We start from the raw sequence: 16,375 nt of genomic DNA on the forward strand, positions 1-16,375 counted from the left end.
AAGTCCCAGTCCACGCGGTATTCGAAACTAAGTGGGGAGCGCCGCGGGAGATCGTATCCGCCCACCTGGCGAGACGTGAATATGAGTTCTACTTCGGATTTGTTACATCTCAGTCGCCGCCCATTTACCTAGCGTGTTGAGGCGATTGCCGTGTGAGACAAAACTACTCACAGCAATCAGATCGATACGCAGAAGAGGGCCCCTCCGTCCCGGTTTCGGCATGGAGGGACCCTATTGACTCAAATTCTGGCCAGTGCCTTACGAAGGGGATCGAGCCCGAGGGAGCCGAGGTTCAACGCGTCCCGGTGGAAGGTCTTGAGGTCGAAGTCACTTCCCATGCGGGCCTTCGCCTCGTCCCGGGCCTGCAGCCAGATGCGCTCGCCCACCTTGTACGACGGCGCCTGCCCCGGCCAGCCCAGATAGCGCTTCCACTCGAACCGGAGGACGTCCTCCTGCATCCGCGTGTGCGCCCGGAGGAACTCCCAGCCCAGCTCCGGAGTCCACCGCTCGCCCGGGTGGAAACCGAACGGATTGTCCCGCGGAATCTCCAGCTCCAGGTGCATCCCGATGTCGACGATCACCCGGGCCGCGCGCAGCGCCTGACCGTCGAGCATGCCGAGCCGGTCGGCCGGGTCACCCAGATAGCCGAGCTCGTCCATCAGACGCTCCGCGTAGAGCGCCCAGCCCTCGCCGTGCCCGGAACACCAGCACAGCAGCCGCTGCCAGCGGTTCAGGGTGTCGGCCCGCAGCAGGGCCTGGCTGACCTGCAGGTGATGGCCGGGCACCCCCTCGTGGAAGACGGTGGTGACCTCACGCCAGGTGGAGAAGATCTCCTGGCCCTCCGGCACCGCCCACCACATCCGCCCGGGCCGGGAGAAGTCCTCACTCGGGCCGGTGTAGTAGATGGCGCCGTCGCTGGTCGGGGTGAGACAGCACTCCAGCTTCTGAGCCGGTGCCTCGATGTCGAAGTGCACACCGTTCAGCTCGGTGATCGCCCGGTCGGAGAGGGCCTGCATCCAGTCCCGGAAGGCCTCCTTGCCACGGATGTTGCGGGCCGGGTCGGCGTCGAGCAGAGTCACCGCCTCGTCCACCGAGACCCCGGCGCCGCCGATCCGCGCCGCCACGGCACGCATCTCCCGCTCCAGGCGGTCCAGCTCGGCGAAACCCCAGAGGTACGTCTCCTGCAGGTCGACCTTGGCGCCGAGGAAGAACTGTGAGGCCAGCTCGTAGCGCTCCAGGCCGGCGGCCTCCTTCTCCCGGCCGAGGGGCGCGAGCTCCTCCCGCAGGAAGGTGCCGAAATCGGCGGTCGCGGCGGTGGCCGCCGCCGCACCCCGCCGCAACTCGCCGGCGAGAGCGCCCGAGGCGTCGAGCCGCCGGGCGAGCCCGTGGAAGAAGTCGTCCCGGGCCGGATCGGTCCACGCCACGCACTGCTCGGCCACGGCCAGCAGCTGCGCCCGGGCGCTGACCCGGCCTGCGGCGGCGCCCTCCAGCAGGGTCCGCCGGTACTGCCCCAGAGCCCGGGGCAGGTTGTTCAGGCGCACCGCGATGTTGGCGACCGCCTGCTCGCCCTCGGTGGGCATCACGTCGAACACCATGCGCAGCTCGTGCAGTCCACTGGTGATGACGCTGACGTCGGTGCTGACGTAGCCCGCGTCGTGCTGGGCCAGCTGGAGGCCGAGGCGCTCCATCATGGCGTCCTTGGCGACCTGCTCGGATTCGTGCTCGGGCTCGGTCACGTCGAGGTCGTTGACGGTGCGGCGGAGCAGTTCGGCCTGGGCTTCGTAGCCCTCCGGCGAGAGGTCGTCGGTCTTGTCGTCGTAGCCGGCTATCCCGAGGGTGGTGGCACCCGTCGGATTGAGAGCCGCCCACTCGTCGACGTAGCGGTTCGCGAGTTCGTCAATTCGTCCCACCCGGCCGACCCTACGGGACTTCAGGCGTGCGACGCGGTCCACTTCAGCAGCCGCTCCGCCGGCCACGTGTTCACGATCCGCTCGGCCGGCACGCCGCAGAGCGCGGCCCGCTCGCAACCGAAGTCGAGCCAGTCGAGCTGGCCCGGAGCGTGCGCGTCGGTGTCGATCGTGAAGACGCAACCGGCCTCGACCGCGACGGTGAGCATCCGCTTCGGCGGGTCCAGCCGGTCCGGCCGGGAGTTGATCTCGACGGCTTTGCCGTGCTCGAGGCAGGCGCCGAGCACCTTCTCCAGGTCGAAGTCGCTGGGTGGCCTGGTCCGCGCCTTCCGGTGGGCCGCGTCGCCCTCCCCGGCGGCCGCCACCTTGCGGCCGGTCATGTGACCGAGGACGTCGAGGTGCGGATTGGCGATCGCGGTGACCATCCGCCGGGTCATCCGTGCCGAGTCGTCGCGCAACCTGCTGTGCACCGAACCGACCACCACGTCGAGGCGGGCCAGCAGCTCATCCTCCTGGTCCAGGCCGCCATCCTCCAGAATGTCCACCTCGATGCCGGTGAGGATGCGGAAGCCGTCGGGCAACGCCTCGTTGAGCCGGGCCACATGGTCGAGCTGGCGGCGCAGCCGGTCGGCGGTCAGCCCCCGGGCCACGGTGAGCCGCGGCGAGTGATCGGTCAGTACGAAGTACTCGTGCCCGAGATCGGCCGCGGCCAGCGCCATCTCCTCGATCGGCGAACCGCCGTCGGACCAGTCGGAGTGCACATGACAGTCACCGCGGAGCGCGGCCCGCAGCGCGGCGGCCGCGGCCGGCAGGTCGGTGCCCTCGGTGCCGGTGAGCCGGCGCAGATAGACCGGCTCCTCACCGGCCAGTGACTCGGTCACACAGCGGGCGGTGACCTCGCCGACCCCGGAGAGCTTCGCCAGGGTGCCGGCCTCGACCCGCGCGGCCAGCTCGTCCGGCGGGGTCTTCGCGACCGTCGCCGCGGCCGACCGGAACGCGCGGACCCGGTAGGTCGCCTCGTTCGCCCGCTCCAGCAGGAACGCGATGCGCCGCAGATCGGCGACCGGGTCACGGGGAGTGGGCATGCCGACAGCCTAGGCGTCAGCGGCCGAAGGCGTACGCCTCCCGGCGAGCCGCCGCGAACCTTCCGGCCGGGCTGCCGACGATCGTGTCGTAGTCCCACGGCCACTCGGTGACGTGGTCACCGGTCACGTCGAAGACGCGGGCCGCGTAGGCGAACTCACCGCTCATGTGCAGGGCCGTCGCGAACGTGTTGGCCCGCGACGGCCAACCGGGGACCGGCCGGGAGCACGGGGGTATCGAGCCGGATCATCGAGCGAGCCGGCGCTCACTATCCTGCACGGAATGCGAACCATCGATTGGGTGAACGGGGCCGTCGAGATCATCGACCAGACGGCCCTCCCGGGTGAGGAACGGGTGCTGCGTCTGCACACCGTGGGTGAGCTGATCGCGGCGATCCAGTCGCTCGCCGTGCGGGGTGCCCCGGCACTGGGTGTGGCCGGCGCGTTCGGCGTGGCCCTGGCGGCCCGCATCCACGTCGACGATCCGGCGGCGCTCGCGGTGGCCGTACGCCGGATCGAGACCGCGCGCCCGACGGCGGTGAACCTGGCCCGCGGAGCGCAGCGCGCCGCCGCCGTGATCGCGCACGGCCCGGAGGCCGTGCTCGCGCAGGCGTGCGCGATCCGGGACGAGGAGATCGCCGCCTCGGCCGCGATGGCCCGGCTCGGCGCCGACCTGGTCGTGGCGCTCTGCGGGGCCCGGCCCCGGCTGCTCACCCACTGCAACACCGGCGCCCTCGCCGCGGTGACCGTCGGCACCGCCCTCGGCGTCGTCGGTGAACTGCACCAGCGCGGCCGGCTGGCCGGCGTGATCGCCAGCGAGACCCGGCCGCTGCTGCAGGGCGCCCGGCTCACCTCGTGGGAGCTGACCCGCTGGGGCATCGAGCACCGGGTCGCCGTCGACTCGGCGGGGCCGTTCCTGATGGCTCGCGGCGAGGTGGACGCGGTGATCCTCGGCGCCGACCGGATCTGCGCCAACGGCGACGTGATCAACAAGATCGGGACCTACGCGCACGCTCTGGGCGCGCACCGGGCCGGGATCCCGTTCATCGTGGTGGCGCCCGAGTCCACGGTCGACCCCTACACGCCGTCCGGCGCGGCCGTGGAGATCGAGGATCGCGGCTCGGCCGAGGTCACCGCCTGGAGCGAGGCGGCGAACCCGGCCTTCGACATCACGCCGTACGACCTGGTCACCGCGATCGTCACGGACCGCCGGATCATCCGGGTGGATCGCGGCGAGAAGCCTTAGACGGCGGGCTTCCAGGGCTTCAGCCAAGCGGTCTCGGGCCAGCCCTCCGCGGCCGCCATCAGCGGGTACGCCTCGGCGCCGTCCACGGTCTCGCGGATCACGTCGGCGTGCCCGGTGTGCCGCGCGGTCTCCTGGATCAGGTGCAGAAGCACCCACCGCAGCGACCAGAAGTCATGGTCGGCCGGGTTCCACGGCACCGAGTGGTCGATCGGCACCTGGTGGTCGAGGTCCCCGATGTCCCGAACGGTCTTCTCGGTGGCCTCGGCGACCCGGTCGTACATCGCGAACAGCTCCTCGACGGTCTCGCCCTCGGCGAGCCGGAAGTTGCGCTCGTAGGCCTCGTAATCCATCGGCTGATGCTCGCCCCGCACGACCGTCATCCAGCTCTCCTCGGTCGAGGCGCAGTGCTTGATCAGGCCACCGATGCTGAGCGCGCTCGCGCTCGGCGTGGCCCGTAGCTGCTCGGGGGTGAGCCCGAACGCGGCCAGCTTGATGACGTAGCGCATCTGAGCGAGGTAGGCGAGCAGACCGTCCTGCTCGTCGGTGACGGGGCGGACCTGACCGGGCATCTGAGGCTCCCTGCGGCTGGTGTCGTTGACGAACACCACGTTACGAGGATTTGCGGTCAGTTTCTGGCCGCAATGCGACAAGCTCGGCGCCGTTCACGGAAGTCACCCATCCACCCGACCTGCCGAGCGCCAGCAGCGCCTGGACGTCCGCCTCCACCGGCTCCGGCTCGCCGGGCGCCGGAGGCCAGGCCCGGCGCGCCTTCCAGCCGAGGCGCAGATCGTGGGTCAGCGCGGCGATCGGATCGGGTAGTTCGAGATCCTTCTTCAACTCCTCCAGGGCGCCGATCAGCCGGTGCAGCTCCCGACGCACCGCACCCGCGTTGCCGCCGCACATCGCCGCGGTCAGCTCGGGGCGGGTCGCGGCCACCCGTGTGCCGTCCCGGAACGAGCCGGCCGCCAGGCTCCCGGCCAGCGGATTGTCCAGCAACTGCTCGGCCAGCACGGCGGCGAACAGGTGCGGGACGTGGCTGATCCGCGCGACCGCCGTGTCGTGCTCGGCCGCGGTCACCGGCACCACCCGCGCGCCCATCGCGGTGAACAGCCCGGCCAGCACCAGCCAGTCCGCCAGGTCGGTGCCGTGCGGCTCCAGGCACAGCACCCAGGCACACCCGTCGAAGAGGCCGGCCTCGGACGCGGCGAACCCGGAGGTCTCCCTACCGGCCATCGGATGCCCGCCGACGAAACGGCGACCCTTCATCAGGTCCCTGACGGGACCCTTCACCGACGTCACATCGGTCACCAGGCCGTCATATCCGTCCAGGTCGGCGACCACGTGCGGCAGGACCGGCAGGGGTACGGCCAGAGCCGTCACCGCGCTGTCCCCGACGGCTTGCGGCACGGAATCGGCGACCTGGAACCCCGCCGCCCTCGCCTGTTCCCGGGTGGCCGGGTCGGCGTCGAAGCCCACCACGTCGTGGCCGGCCGCCGCGAGCGCCCGCAGCAGAGAACCGCCGATCAGTCCCAGTCCGATGACCGCTGTATGCACCCGGTCGACTCTAGGCCTTGCAGCCGCTCTTCTTCTCCCAGGCGGTGACGGCCTCGACCGGGCTCTTCTGGCCGCCCGCACGCCACGAGGCGAGATAGGTGTACGGCCAGACCACGCCGCGCCGCACCTTCCAGTCCCCGGTCTTCGCGCACGGCGCCGAGACGCCGTAGTGCAGGTGGCAGACGTTGCTCGCGTTACCGGTCTTACCGGTCAGGCCGAGAAGCTGGCCCGCCTTCACCCGGGCGCCGGCCTCGATGCCGGACTGCACCTTGCTCAGGTGCGAGCCGTAGTACCGCACTCCGTCGTCACCCATGATCGAGACCGACAGGCCGCCGTTGGCCGGGCCGTCCGGGTTGCCCTCGACGTAGGTGTCCTTGAGGCTGACCTCCAACACCACTCCGCTGGTGGTGGCCACGAACCGCGAGCCGCAGTTCACGAAGAGGTCGGTGCCGGGGTATTTCGAGTGCGTGTTGCTCCAGTCCACGTTCGACGCGTCGACCGGGAACACGTACTTCACCGAGGCCGGCTTCGTGGCCGCACTCGCACTCGCACTCGCGCTCGGTTTCGCCTTCGCGCTCGCACTCGGGCCGGCGCTCGCGCTCGCCGGTGCGGACGGCGCGGCTTCCACCGGAGCCGAGGCGGGCCCGGCGCTGGACGCCTGCGCCGCCGGGTCCACGAACTGCGGGGTCGCGGCCGGAGAGGCGGACCCGCCGTTGGACCCGCCGCAGCCGGCCAGACACACGGCCGCGATCGTCAGACCAGAGAGGGTACGGAGTAGGCGCACCGCGCCATCCTGGCAGAAGACCGGAGATCGTGCAGGCCTGCGCCCGGTGGCTAGGCTGGCACGACAGACGGTGTGAGGAGGACGAGATGGCAGACCACCAGGGGTCCTGGCCCGCGGCCGCGCCACCGCCGCCGGGCTATGTGCCACCCCGTGACCTGCCGCCACCGGCCCCGCTGATGTCCGCGTTGCCGCACCGCCCGATCTACCGCGAACCGCATCCCGTCTCGGCCGGGCCGGTGCTCAGCGGGCTGGCCGCCACGACGGTCTGGTTTGTGCTCTTCGGCAGTCTCGGGAGCGACCTGGGGTCGTACGCCTGGTGGACCATCGGCGCCGCGCTCGCCGCCTGGGCCGTGGCCGTCGTCCTGGCCGTCCTCGGCGACCGCGGGGTGGCCGTCGGAGTCGCCATCGCCAGTGGCGTCGCGCTGTCCATCGCGCTGCTCTTCGTGGCCCTCCGCTGGACCTTCACGCAGGACTGGCCGTTGTGGTGATCTCCGCCACTCGATGTGCCCTCGCGGCAGCCCTGAGCAGTGGGTCTGCCGACATGCCCATCGACCCTTGACGAACGCCGCGAGACTGGCGCACTCTCGGCAGCATGGCTCCCTCGCCACACCGGCTCGACCCCGATCGCAGCCGTCGCCGCCTCCAACTGCTGGCGGCTCTCGCCCAGGCGAAATCGACACGTGAGTCGATACCATCGCCACGCCTGCGCGGCCTCCGGCTCCGCGAGCTGATCGCGACGAGACGCCATCCGGCGAATTGACTTCGGTCCCGTTAAGGCGTGGCGCGATGCGCCCGCCCTCGCACCCGCTACCGTCAGGCGCTGACAGATAAGAGCCGCGTTGGGGGAGATCGTGTCGATTTTCGCTGCCGCCGTCGCCCGGGGCAAGAACGGATGGACGGCGTCGGAGCTGGACCTCACAGGTTTGGCCGATATCGACGAGGTGGTGGACGCGCTCCGGGATACCGAGCCGGACGCCGACCTCGCACTGCTTTTCGTCGAGAGCGACGACGAGTACCTCGCGATCCTGCGCCTGGACGAGGGCGAGGACCTGCGGGTCTTCGCATCGGATTCGGCCTTCGCCGAGGAGTCACGGATCGGTTCCGTGCTGCTCGGCGAGGTGGAGACCCCAGCCCTCGAGCTGGACGACCTGGCCGCCGGAGACGATGACGACGACAAACCGGCCGAGCCGGACGCCGACCCGATCGGTGACGCCGAAGTGCTCGGCGACCTGGGTGTGAACGCCCAGCGGCTGCTCGCCCTCTGCGGCATGGAGGGGATGCTGCCGTCCGACGTCACCGCCGAGATCTGCCAGAAGATCGGCTGCGGGGACGAGATGGAGGAGCTGCGCGAGGCGTGATACGCCGCAGGCAGCACGAGGAGTGGATGCGGCGGGCGCTCGCCGTCGCGTCCACATCCCCCGAGGACGTCCCGGTCGGGGCGGTGATCCTCGGGCCCGGCGGCGCCGAGCTGGCGTCCGCCGGCAACGAGCGGGAACTGTCCGGAGATCCGACCGGGCACGCCGAGGTGCTGGCGATCCGGCGGGCCGCGGCTCGGCTGGGCACGTGGCGGCTGGAGGACTGCACGCTCGTCGTCACCCTGGAGCCGTGCACCATGTGCGCCGGCGCGCTGGTCCTGGCCCGGATCTCCACGCTGGTGTTCGGCGCGTGGGAGCCCAAGACGGGCGCGGTCGGCTCCCTGTGGGACGTGGTCCGCGACCCCCGCCTCAACCACCGCCCGGAGGTGTACGCCGGCGTCCTCGAACCCGAGTGCGCCGGCTTGCTCCGCGACTTCTTCCGTGCCTGATGGCTCCGCTTCGCTCCGCGGCAAAAGCCTGGTAACCGGTGGGGAGGCAGGTGAGTTTCCGCCACCCGCAAACCCCGCGGGCGTCGAAAACTCACGTGCCTCCCTACCGGCGGCCTTTTGCGGGTTCGGCCGTTGCGTGGTGACACGCACGTGAGTTCGGTGCCCCCGCGCCGGCGGAGCGCCGCCCGGAGGATCAGGCGATGGCGGTGGCGAGGCCGATCTTGACCATGTTGCTGAAGCCCTGCTCGCGCTGCGCGGAGTCCATCGCCTCCCCGCGCTTGATGTGGTCGCTGACCGTCAGGATGGTCAGCGCCTTGGCGCCGTAGCGGGCGGCGATCGTGTAGATCGCGGCGGACTCCATCTCGACCGCGAGGACCCCGTAGTCGGCGAGGGAGTCGTAGAGGTCCGGGCGGTCGGTGTAGAAGGCGTCGGCGGCCAGGATCGGGCCGACGCGGATCGGGGTGCCCTGGGCCTCGGCGGCCTCCACCGCGGTGCGCAGCAGACCGAAGTCAGCCACCGGCGCGTAGTCGACCAGGCCGTCGAAGCGGGTTCGGTTCATGTTGGAGTCGGTCGCGGAGCCGATGGCGGCGATGACGTCACCCAGGTTGAGATCCATCGCGAGGGCGCCGCAGGAGCCGATCCGGATCACCGACTTCACGCCGTACTCGTTGATCAGCTCGTGGGTGTAGATGGAGGCCGACGGCATGCCCATGCCGGAGCCCTGCACCGAGACCCGCTCGCCCTGGTAGGTGCCGGTGAAACCGAGCATCCCGCGGACCTGGGTGTAGCAGACCGCGTCCTCCAGGAACGTCTCGGCGATCCACTTGGCCCGCATCGGGTCACCGGGCAGCAGCACCCGCTCGGCGATGTCGCCCGGCTTGCCGCCGATGTGCACGCTCATGTTCATCCTCCGCTTTCCGTGTCGATGTTGCCGATCTTGCCAGGTCAGCGGGGTCACGGCGGGTTATGGGTGACCCGGCGGCAAGGTCGCTCAGGCGTCCGGTAACGTACGTACCGGTGGCGTGTCCGAGTGGCCTAAGGAGCACGCCTCGAAAGCGTGTGAGGGTGTAAGCCCTCCGCGGGTTCAAATCCCGCCGCCACCGCCAGGGAAAGCCCGGTCCAGACGGACCGGGCTTTTGCTTTGCCCTCCGCGGGTCTTGTCACACTCCGTGTTCAGCGTTAGGGTCCACCGACCGTTCCGGCCGGGGCTCATACGTTCGGATGTTCTCCATGATCAACCCCCATGTTGTAACGGCCGTGTTTCGTCGCACGTCAGAGCACGTGGCTACGTTCCGTAGTTGAACGTGGACCGCCCTAAGACATAGGGTGTCGCGCAAGTCACGCAGCCCAAATACACCGGATCAGACAATGTGGTTCCGACCGGGCGGCGAGAAACTTTCGTAGAATCACCCCACGCAGATTCGTCGATGTCTGTCCTAGATTTGTCATGTGAGAGTTGAGCATCACTGGTGGAATGGCGACGTCCGGCTCGGTCGCCGCGACGTCTACGTCCGTACCGACGGCCAAGCCTGGGAGGTCGAAGCCCAGATGGGCGGCCCCGAGGGCAAGTCGAAGGTGCAGCAGTGTCCCGGCAAGGCATCAGCGATGATCCTGGCCGACGCGTGGCGTGGTCCACGCTGGCGGTGGCGCGAGCTCTGATGCCGCGCCAGGAGCCCCCCTCCGGCTGTGCCGTAAATGCTTGACTGTCCCGGCCAGCCTCGAAACGGGCCGGATCCCACGTGGGGTCCGGCCCGTTCGTGTTTGTTCTGACGCACGCTCTGTCCGATGTGTGGAGATCGTCGGGATCTACGCTGAATCCCCATCACACGGGTAGGAAGCCGATCAAACATGCAAGCAACAGTCACTGATCATCGGGCCGAGGTCGCGGTGCTCCACCTCCGCGGTGAACTGGACGCGGACACCGCCGGTCAGCTGCATGCCACGCTCGCCGGCCTGCTGGAACGGCAGGTTCCCCGGATCGTGGTGGACCTGACGGCGCTGAAATTCTGTGACTCGGTGGGGCTCAGCGCGTTCATCACCAGCAAGCAAGTGATCTCCTCGCGGGGCGGCTGGCTGAGTTTCGCCGGCGCCGACCCGTTTCTGGCCCAGCTGATGGAGACGGTCGGCCTGGGCCGGTATTTCGCGATCTTCCCCGAGGTCGACGACGCGATAGCGGCCGCCCAGTTGTGATTCCGGGTCACCGTCGTTGTCCGGCGCCCCGGCGTCCTCCGGCGGGGTGGCCGCCATCAAGATCATGAAGAGGAAAAGGCGAGGGCCGGCCCCGATCGGGAGCCAGCCCTCGCCCGCACTGTTTTCACCTCGAGAATAGACCCGGCCGGTCGGTGGCCGGTCGCCGGGGCACCACGTCTGACGGGTGGGACATCGGGCCCAGTCTTCAGCGTCATGCCTGTTCAGGCGGCCTTTGGCGCAGACGCCCGGCCTCCGGGCGGCCGGCCCGCTCCGGTCTGAGCGGACGCGTTCAGAACCTGAGCGGCGCGAGTGTGATGATGCCGCGGCCGTGGGGCGCGACCTTGTTCGCCTCGCTCCCGGCAGCAGGGCCTGATCGACTCGCGCGATGTGGGCCGGCGGCAGCGGCAGGCGCGGCAGAAAGGCGACTTTCACCTGGGGCCGCCGGCATGGAGAATCGGTCGGCGCCGATCATCGACAACCGAGGGCCCGGGCATGAATTTCGACGGCTTCATCTCGTACAGCCATGCCGCGGACGGGCGGCTGGCGCCGGCGGTGCAGCGGGGATTGCACCGGCTGGCCAAGCCGTGGCATCACCGCCGCGCATTGTGGATCTTCCGGGATCAGACCGGTCTGTCGGTGACGCCGGCGCTGTGGTCGTCGATTCAGAAGGCGCTGGACGGCTCGGAGTGGTTCGTGCTGCTCGCGTCGCCGGAGGCGGCACGGTCGCCGTGGGTGAACCGCGAGATCGAGCACTGGATCGCGACGAAGCCGGCCGACCGGATCCTGCCCGTGGTGACCGACGGGGAATGGCGGTGGGACCCGGACCGCGGCGACCTGTCCGCCGACTCGACGGCCGTGCCGGACGCGCTACGCGGCGTTTTCGCCGAGGAACCGCTCTTCCTCGACCTGCGATGGGCGCACGACGACCGGCAGCTCAACCTGCGGCACACCCCGTTCCGCGACGCGATCGCGCAACTGGCCGCCCCCATGCACGGCATCAGCAAGGATGAGCTCGACAGTGAGGACGTCCGGCAGCACCGCCGGGTCCGGCGGCTGCGCCGGGTCGCCGTCGCGGCGGTGGCGTCGCTGACCCTGGTGGCGGCGCTGACCGGCGTGCTCGCCGGGCACAACGCCGACCGGGCCACGGCGTCGGCGATGGAGGCCCAGCATCAGCAACAGGTCGCCTCGCAGCAGCGCGACAACGCCGAGCGGTCCGCCGTGGAGGCGCGACGCCAGGAGGAGAAGGCCCGCACCCAGGAGACCCGGGCGCGCGCCGCCGCCGTCGAGACGAAGCGGCAGGAGAAGCACGCACGCGAACAGCAAGGCGCGGCGGAACGAGCGGCGGCCGAGGCGGAGCAGCAGGAGGCCAACGCGCGCCGGCAGCAGCAACTCGCCAAGCGGGCACAGTCGCTCGCTGAACAACAGCAGGCGGTGGCTCAGGAACAGAGCAAGCTGGCTGAGCAGTCGGCGACCGAGACGAAGCGTCAGCGGATCATCGCGGAGCAGCAGCAGCGTCTCGCCACCGAAGCCGCCGCGGAAGCCGAGCGGCAGAAGAACGTCGCGCGGCAACAGCAGCGGATGGCCGAGGACGCCGCGGCGGAGGCAGGCCGTCAGAAGTTCATCGCCCGGGAGAACGAGCGGAAGGCGAAGGAAGCCGCCGAGGAGGCCCGCAGGCAGGAGGAGAACGCCGCTCAGCAGAAGCAGATCACCCTCGGGCGGAAGCTGGTCAACCAAGCCAAGGCGACGATCAACAACGACCCGGCGACAGCGCTCAAGCTCGGTATCGCCGCACGGCAGATCCAGCCCGGCGCCGAAGCCGGCAGAGAACTCTCCGGCCTGGTCACATCCACGCGGCAGGTCGGCGCCGCCACCGGTGTCCTGTACCTGGCGTACGGGCCCAACGGCCTCATCGCCGCCGTCGAATCCGACTACACCGCATCACTGTGGAGTGTCTCCCACCGGGCCACGCCGGTCCGGCTCGCCCAGTTCGAAGGCAGGGAGTACGTGGGCCGGCCGGTCTTCACCCCGGACGGGAAGACGGTCGCCCTGATGGCCGGCCGGACATACGAGCCGATGCTCTTCGACGTGTCCGACCCCGCCAAGCCGGTCAAGGTCGCCACGGTGCCGTCGCCGGATGCCGGCTGGCTCACCTTCAGCCCGGACGGACGAATGCTCGCCGCGGTCAACCTCGACGAGGAGTGGAGCCTGTGGGACACGACCGTCAGGGAAAAACCCGTCCTGCTCACCCAGCAGAACAAAGGGCCCCGGTCGGCGGTCACGTTCTCCCCTGACGGCCGCACCCTGGTGTCTCCCGGTGCGCCCGGAACCGTCTGGGACATCACCGATCCCACCCGCCCCACCGCGCTGGCCACCCTGGGCGGCGACTGGCGGCATGCCACCTTCAGCCCGAAGAGTCCTCTCCTTACGACCATCGACAACAACGAGAACGTGGTGATCTGGAACCTCACCAACCGGACGAAGCCGCTGATGACCTCCCCACACGCGAGCCGGGCCGTCAATGCGACCTACAGCCCCGACGGCTTGACGCTCGCCACCAGCGACAGCGGCGGCACCGCACGCCTGTGGGACATGGCCGGCGGGACTCCCACCCACCTCGCCGATCTGAACGACCACGGCGGTCATGCGGAAACGATGGCGTTCAGTCCCGACGGCCGGACCCTCGCCACCGCCGGTTACACCGGAATGCTGAGTCTCTGGACCGTCGAGGCACACGGCGAACCGAAGATCCGCGGCCGGGCCGTCGGCAACTATGACTCCGCCCTGATGGCCGCACACACGCCCGACGGGAAACACCTGATCACCGCATCCCCCGCGGGCACCGCGACGGTATGGGACCTGTCGAACCCCGCCGGCCCGGTGGAGGGAGTCACCGCACGGATCCACCCCGCAGCCGTGGACCTGGCGGTAGTCAGTCCCGGCGGCGACCTCATCGCCGCGGTCGGAAAGTGGCGCGACGATACGGTGAGCCTGACCGACCTCAGCGATCCGAGCACACCGGTGTCACTCGGCAAACTGCCCGGCGGGCCCTACGACAAGGCGATGGCGTTCGGCCCCGACGGGCGCACCCTGGCCGTCGGCACCGGATTCGACGTGGCGCTGTGGGACCTCACCGACCGGCGACACCCGGTCCGTCTCGCCGACCTGACAGGAAACGACCTCAACGCGGCCGTCGCGTACAGCCCCGACGGCCGCACGGTCGCCGTCGCCACCCTGGACCGGGCAGTCAACCTCTGGAACGTGGCCGACCGGGCACAACCGGTCCACCTCGGGACCATCAAAGGACACTCCGACCGCGTGGTCGCCATGAGGTTCAGCCCCGACGGTCGCACCCTGGCCACCGGCAGCACGGACAAGACGGTGGCGCTGTGGAACGTCGCCGACCCCGCCCGCCGAAGCCGCCAGGCCATCCTGGCCGGCAACGACGCCCCGGTGTGGTCGGTGTCCTTCGCTCCCGACGGCCGTACCCTCGCGATCGGCACGGAAGACAACGCGGCGGCGCTCTGGGACGTGGCCGACCCGTCCGCCCCGGTCCGGGTCGCCAAACTGCGCCGCGCCGACCTCACATCGGAGTCACTGCTCTTCCACCCGGACGGGCGCACGCTGACCGGCAGTGGCAAGAGTTCCGGCAGCACCCGAGCCGTTCTCTGGGACTACTCGTCGCTGAACGACCTGCGCACCGCCCCCGCCGCCCTGGCCTGTGCCGTCGCCGGCGGCGGCTTCACCCCCGACGAGTGGGCCGCCTACATCCCGGAGGCTCCCTACCAGCGGACCTGCGACTGACCACCCGACTTCGAGACACGACGGCGACCCAGCAGCGGCGTGGCCCGTACATCCGGAGATCAACGCAAGAAGGCCGGACCCACTGGGTCCGGCCTTGCACGTGTCCGCTGGCTGAGAATTCGAGATTCGCGATCACGTGGAATCCGCATCGTGCGGATGACCTCGTGCGCGAGAACTGTCTATCGTGGATCGGAAGTCCCTTTCCAGCTATGTCGGACCACATAGCCTTCACCCGTGTCGCGCCGATCAACACTTTCCGCGTCGCTGAGATCAGCCCACTGGGAGCCAGTCAAATTGGTGAGCACTGTCTCAGCGCATTTTCTGTCTACTTTACAGAGAAGGTGAACGTGCTACGGTCACCTCCTCTTGCACGAGATCCGTCGGGATTCGTGACACACACCATGGCTCGCGTAGCAGTTTCCGGCTACTGGCGACCATTGCACGAGGAGTGCCAATGACTGCAAGCTCTCAACCCCTCGCGGCCGATTCGGACCGTCCCTCCCGGCGGACCGCGACGGCGTTCGTCCGCCTCGCATTCGGCTTGGTTTTCGCCGCTTTGGGCATCGTGATGGCACCCCAGCCCGCCATGGCGGACGCGTATTCCCCGTGCGTCGCGGTGGAGAGCAACGTCAAGGTCGGCACCAAGACCAAGACGCAGTCGATCACCTGCGCCGTCAAGCCGGCCTGCGGTGAGTCGTGGGGCCAGCTCTATGGCGTCACCTGGGACATGGTCGTCTACTCGGGCGGCATCACGGTCAAGGCCATCACGATGAAGGTCACGCACACCCAGGGCGAGGACATCACTATCGGCGCCAAGAACCTGGGGGGACAGAGCGCCAACGTCTCCCTCGGCGCTTGGAATCCGATCCTCCCGGCGCAGAAGACCTGGACCAAGACCTACAACATCACGGACAAGTACTTCGCCAAGAAGGGCAACGGCTTCGTCGACCTCAACATCAAGGTGTCGTCGGACAAGGCGAACGGCTGCAACGTCGGCTGGAGGAACCTTCGCTACTCGCTGAAGCCGGTCTGAGTAACAGCTTAGGAAATGGCGTCCGGCAAATGGGCCGGGCGCCATGAGGCGTTTGAGGGATAACGGCGTATCCCAATGTCCGGCTAGATGCTCAAGTGGCGAGCGGACACTCTGTGGAACAGGTCCCGGCGAGTTCAGACGGTCGTAGCGTTAAATTTTGGTGGTTCGGTGGGGGCGGGTCCGCACCGTGCGTGTGATGTTGACGTTGTCCGATCGTGGGGAGACCTCCCGCGGCCTGCGTAAGGCCTGCAGTACAAGGAGATCGGGCTGATGATCCGCCGGAATCCGTCGGTGGTGTCGCGGCGGCGGCCGGAGGAGTACGCGGTCGACTGCTCGCCGCAACTGCGGGGCCGGATTCTCGGGTTGCTGCGGGTCGGCTGGTCGACGGCGTCGAGCTCGGGCCGGTTGCCGATCCAGTTCCGGATGATCAGCCGATGTCACCGATTGGGTCCGGCGCGGAGCCGGAGTCGGCCAGTGCCCGGAGGTCGAGTTCGGCGGCGGCCCGCTTCAGCGCGGTGTGGAGCTCCTGTGCCTGGGCGGCCAGCACTGCGATGCCCCCGTCGCGGTAGCGGTACGCGGTGGTCGTTGGAGCCACTCACTCTGGCCAAACTGAGACGGCAGAGACAAACTGAGACGGCAGAGACAGTGAAGGCCGGACCATCGGGTCCGGCCTTCAGAGTCTGCCCTGATGGGCTGGCGGAGGATACGAGATTCGAACTCGTGAGGGGTTTCCCCCAACACGCTTTCCAAGTCTGCGTGCTGGCATACATCAACGTTTGGAGGCGTCTGGGCCAGGTGTAAGGCTCTGTCTACTCGGCCGACGGACAGTCGCGAACGTTCACAACTGAGAGGCCGGTCATGAACTGTTTAGGTTGATCTATGCGTTGGGTCCGTTTGGAGATCGTTCTGCGGGTTCGCGATAGATAGTGATCACTCGATCGAATGAAAGATGAACATCGGTCACGTCAGGCGGG

The 16,375-nt window shown here is 69.1% G+C and carries 16 protein-coding genes and 1 tRNA gene; 9 read left to right on the forward strand and 8 right to left on the reverse strand.

The features are described from left to right. Nucleotides 1-239: 239 nt before the first annotated feature. Genes QLQ12_RS31395 through QLQ12_RS31405 form a run of 3 tightly spaced genes read right to left on the reverse strand, consistent with a single transcriptional unit; the run spans nt 240 to nt 3,158 of the window. A complete protein-coding gene (locus tag QLQ12_RS31395) occupies nt 240-1,910 on the reverse strand; it encodes a DUF885 domain-containing protein (protein WP_282764136.1) in 1,671 nt (556 codons plus the stop codon). A gap of 20 nt (nt 1,911-1,930) precedes the next feature. Continuing rightward, nucleotides 1,931-2,992: a PHP domain-containing protein gene (locus tag QLQ12_RS31400; RefSeq protein ID WP_282764137.1), complete on the reverse strand. Its 1,062-nt coding sequence runs from the start codon at nt 2,990-2,992 to the stop codon at nt 1,931-1,933. Between the two features lie 16 nt (nt 2,993-3,008). Then, the gene (locus QLQ12_RS31405; RefSeq protein ID WP_282764138.1) at nt 3,009-3,158 is read right to left on the reverse strand and encodes a hypothetical protein; all 150 of its coding nucleotides are present in this window, start codon (nt 3,156-3,158) and stop codon (nt 3,009-3,011) included. 114 nt (nt 3,159-3,272) lie between these two features. On the opposite strand from QLQ12_RS31405, the gene mtnA reads away from it, so the two are divergent. Further along, a complete protein-coding gene (mtnA, locus tag QLQ12_RS31410; protein ID WP_282764139.1) occupies nt 3,273-4,235 on the forward strand; it encodes an S-methyl-5-thioribose-1-phosphate isomerase in 963 nt (320 codons plus the stop codon). Here the strand turns inward: mtnA and QLQ12_RS31415 are convergent. The 3 genes from QLQ12_RS31415 to QLQ12_RS31425 are packed head-to-tail and all read right to left on the reverse strand — an operon-like array spanning nt 4,232 to nt 6,573. Then, nucleotides 4,232-4,804, reverse strand: a complete 573-nt coding sequence (locus QLQ12_RS31415) for a DinB family protein (protein ID WP_282764140.1) — start codon at nt 4,802-4,804, stop codon at nt 4,232-4,234. The genes mtnA and QLQ12_RS31415 overlap by 4 nt on opposite strands. Before the next feature lie 40 nt (nt 4,805-4,844). Beyond that, entirely contained in the window at nt 4,845-5,789 is a 945-nt protein-coding gene (locus QLQ12_RS31420) for a prephenate dehydrogenase (protein WP_282764141.1), read from the reverse strand. Nucleotides 5,790-5,799: 10 nt separating this feature from the next. Then, nucleotides 5,800-6,573, reverse strand: a complete 774-nt coding sequence (locus tag QLQ12_RS31425) for a M23 family metallopeptidase (RefSeq protein ID WP_282764142.1) — start codon at nt 6,571-6,573, stop codon at nt 5,800-5,802. A gap of 86 nt (nt 6,574-6,659) precedes the next feature. On the opposite strand from QLQ12_RS31425, the gene QLQ12_RS31430 reads away from it, so the two are divergent. The 3 genes from QLQ12_RS31430 to QLQ12_RS31440 all read left to right on the forward strand — a co-directional run bounded on the left by QLQ12_RS31430 (nt 6,660) and on the right by QLQ12_RS31440 (nt 8,377). Continuing rightward, entirely contained in the window at nt 6,660-7,061 is a 402-nt protein-coding gene (locus tag QLQ12_RS31430; RefSeq protein ID WP_407651636.1) for a hypothetical protein, read from the forward strand. Between the two features lie 363 nt (nt 7,062-7,424). Further along, on the forward strand, nt 7,425-7,931 hold the full coding sequence (locus QLQ12_RS31435) for a tRNA adenosine deaminase-associated protein (RefSeq protein ID WP_282764143.1): 507 nt from the start codon (nt 7,425-7,427) through the stop codon (nt 7,929-7,931). A gap of 26 nt (nt 7,932-7,957) precedes the next feature. Then, the gene (locus tag QLQ12_RS31440; RefSeq protein WP_407651639.1) at nt 7,958-8,377 is read left to right on the forward strand and encodes a nucleoside deaminase; all 420 of its coding nucleotides are present in this window, start codon (nt 7,958-7,960) and stop codon (nt 8,375-8,377) included. Nucleotides 8,378-8,570: 193 nt separating this feature from the next. On the opposite strand, the gene deoD is transcribed toward QLQ12_RS31440, so the two are convergent. After that, nucleotides 8,571-9,278: a purine-nucleoside phosphorylase gene (gene deoD / locus QLQ12_RS31445; RefSeq protein WP_282764145.1), complete on the reverse strand. Its 708-nt coding sequence runs from the start codon at nt 9,276-9,278 to the stop codon at nt 8,571-8,573. 115 nt (nt 9,279-9,393) lie between these two features. Here deoD and QLQ12_RS31450 point away from each other — a divergent pair. From QLQ12_RS31450 to QLQ12_RS31470, 5 genes are all read left to right on the forward strand, one after another. Further along, a tRNA-Ser gene (locus QLQ12_RS31450) sits at nt 9,394-9,483 on the forward strand. A gap of 343 nt (nt 9,484-9,826) precedes the next feature. Next, nucleotides 9,827-10,036, forward strand: coding sequence for a hypothetical protein (locus QLQ12_RS31455; RefSeq protein ID WP_282764146.1), 210 nt, complete (start codon nt 9,827-9,829; stop codon nt 10,034-10,036). 189 nt (nt 10,037-10,225) lie between these two features. Then, the gene (locus QLQ12_RS31460) at nt 10,226-10,567 is read left to right on the forward strand and encodes an STAS domain-containing protein (RefSeq protein WP_282764147.1); all 342 of its coding nucleotides are present in this window, start codon (nt 10,226-10,228) and stop codon (nt 10,565-10,567) included. Nucleotides 10,568-11,059: 492 nt separating this feature from the next. Further along, nucleotides 11,060-14,368, forward strand: coding sequence for a TIR domain-containing protein (locus tag QLQ12_RS31465; protein WP_282764148.1), 3,309 nt, complete (start codon nt 11,060-11,062; stop codon nt 14,366-14,368). Between the two features lie 454 nt (nt 14,369-14,822). Further along, entirely contained in the window at nt 14,823-15,401 is a 579-nt protein-coding gene (locus QLQ12_RS31470; protein ID WP_282764149.1) for a hypothetical protein, read from the forward strand. A gap of 427 nt (nt 15,402-15,828) precedes the next feature. Here the strand turns inward: QLQ12_RS31470 and QLQ12_RS31475 are convergent, their stop codons facing one another. Continuing rightward, nucleotides 15,829-15,996 (reverse strand): hypothetical protein, encoded by a 168-nt coding sequence (locus QLQ12_RS31475; RefSeq protein WP_282764150.1) that lies wholly within the window; start codon nt 15,994-15,996, stop codon nt 15,829-15,831. Between the last annotated feature and the right edge of the window lie 379 nt (nt 15,997-16,375).

Source organism: Actinoplanes sandaracinus, assembly GCF_030009775.1.
In the GTDB taxonomy this organism is placed as follows: domain Bacteria; phylum Actinomycetota; class Actinomycetes; order Mycobacteriales; family Micromonosporaceae; genus Actinoplanes; species Actinoplanes sandaracinus.

What these genes read in the sequence shown, in the direction of transcription:
- QLQ12_RS31400 (WP_282764137.1), bottom strand. Translation starts at nt 2,992, where the DNA reads ATGCCCACTCCCCGTGACCCGGTCGCCGATCTGCGGCGCATCGCGTTC.
- QLQ12_RS31405 (WP_282764138.1), bottom strand. Translation starts at nt 3,158, where the DNA reads ATGAGCGGTGAGTTCGCCTACGCGGCCCGCGTCTTCGACGTGACCGGT.
- mtnA (WP_282764139.1), top strand. Translation starts at nt 3,273, where the DNA reads ATGCGAACCATCGATTGGGTGAACGGGGCCGTCGAGATCATCGACCAG.
- QLQ12_RS31415 (WP_282764140.1), bottom strand. Translation starts at nt 4,804, where the DNA reads ATGCCCGGTCAGGTCCGCCCCGTCACCGACGAGCAGGACGGTCTGCTC.
- QLQ12_RS31430 (WP_407651636.1), top strand. Translation starts at nt 6,660, where the DNA reads ATGGCAGACCACCAGGGGTCCTGGCCCGCGGCCGCGCCACCGCCGCCG.
- QLQ12_RS31440 (WP_407651639.1), top strand. Translation starts at nt 7,958, where the DNA reads ATGCGGCGGGCGCTCGCCGTCGCGTCCACATCCCCCGAGGACGTCCCG.
- deoD (WP_282764145.1), bottom strand. Translation starts at nt 9,278, where the DNA reads ATGAGCGTGCACATCGGCGGCAAGCCGGGCGACATCGCCGAGCGGGTG.
- QLQ12_RS31460 (WP_282764147.1), top strand. Translation starts at nt 10,226, where the DNA reads ATGCAAGCAACAGTCACTGATCATCGGGCCGAGGTCGCGGTGCTCCAC.
- QLQ12_RS31465 (WP_282764148.1), top strand. Translation starts at nt 11,060, where the DNA reads ATGAATTTCGACGGCTTCATCTCGTACAGCCATGCCGCGGACGGGCGG.
- QLQ12_RS31470 (WP_282764149.1), top strand. Translation starts at nt 14,823, where the DNA reads ATGACTGCAAGCTCTCAACCCCTCGCGGCCGATTCGGACCGTCCCTCC.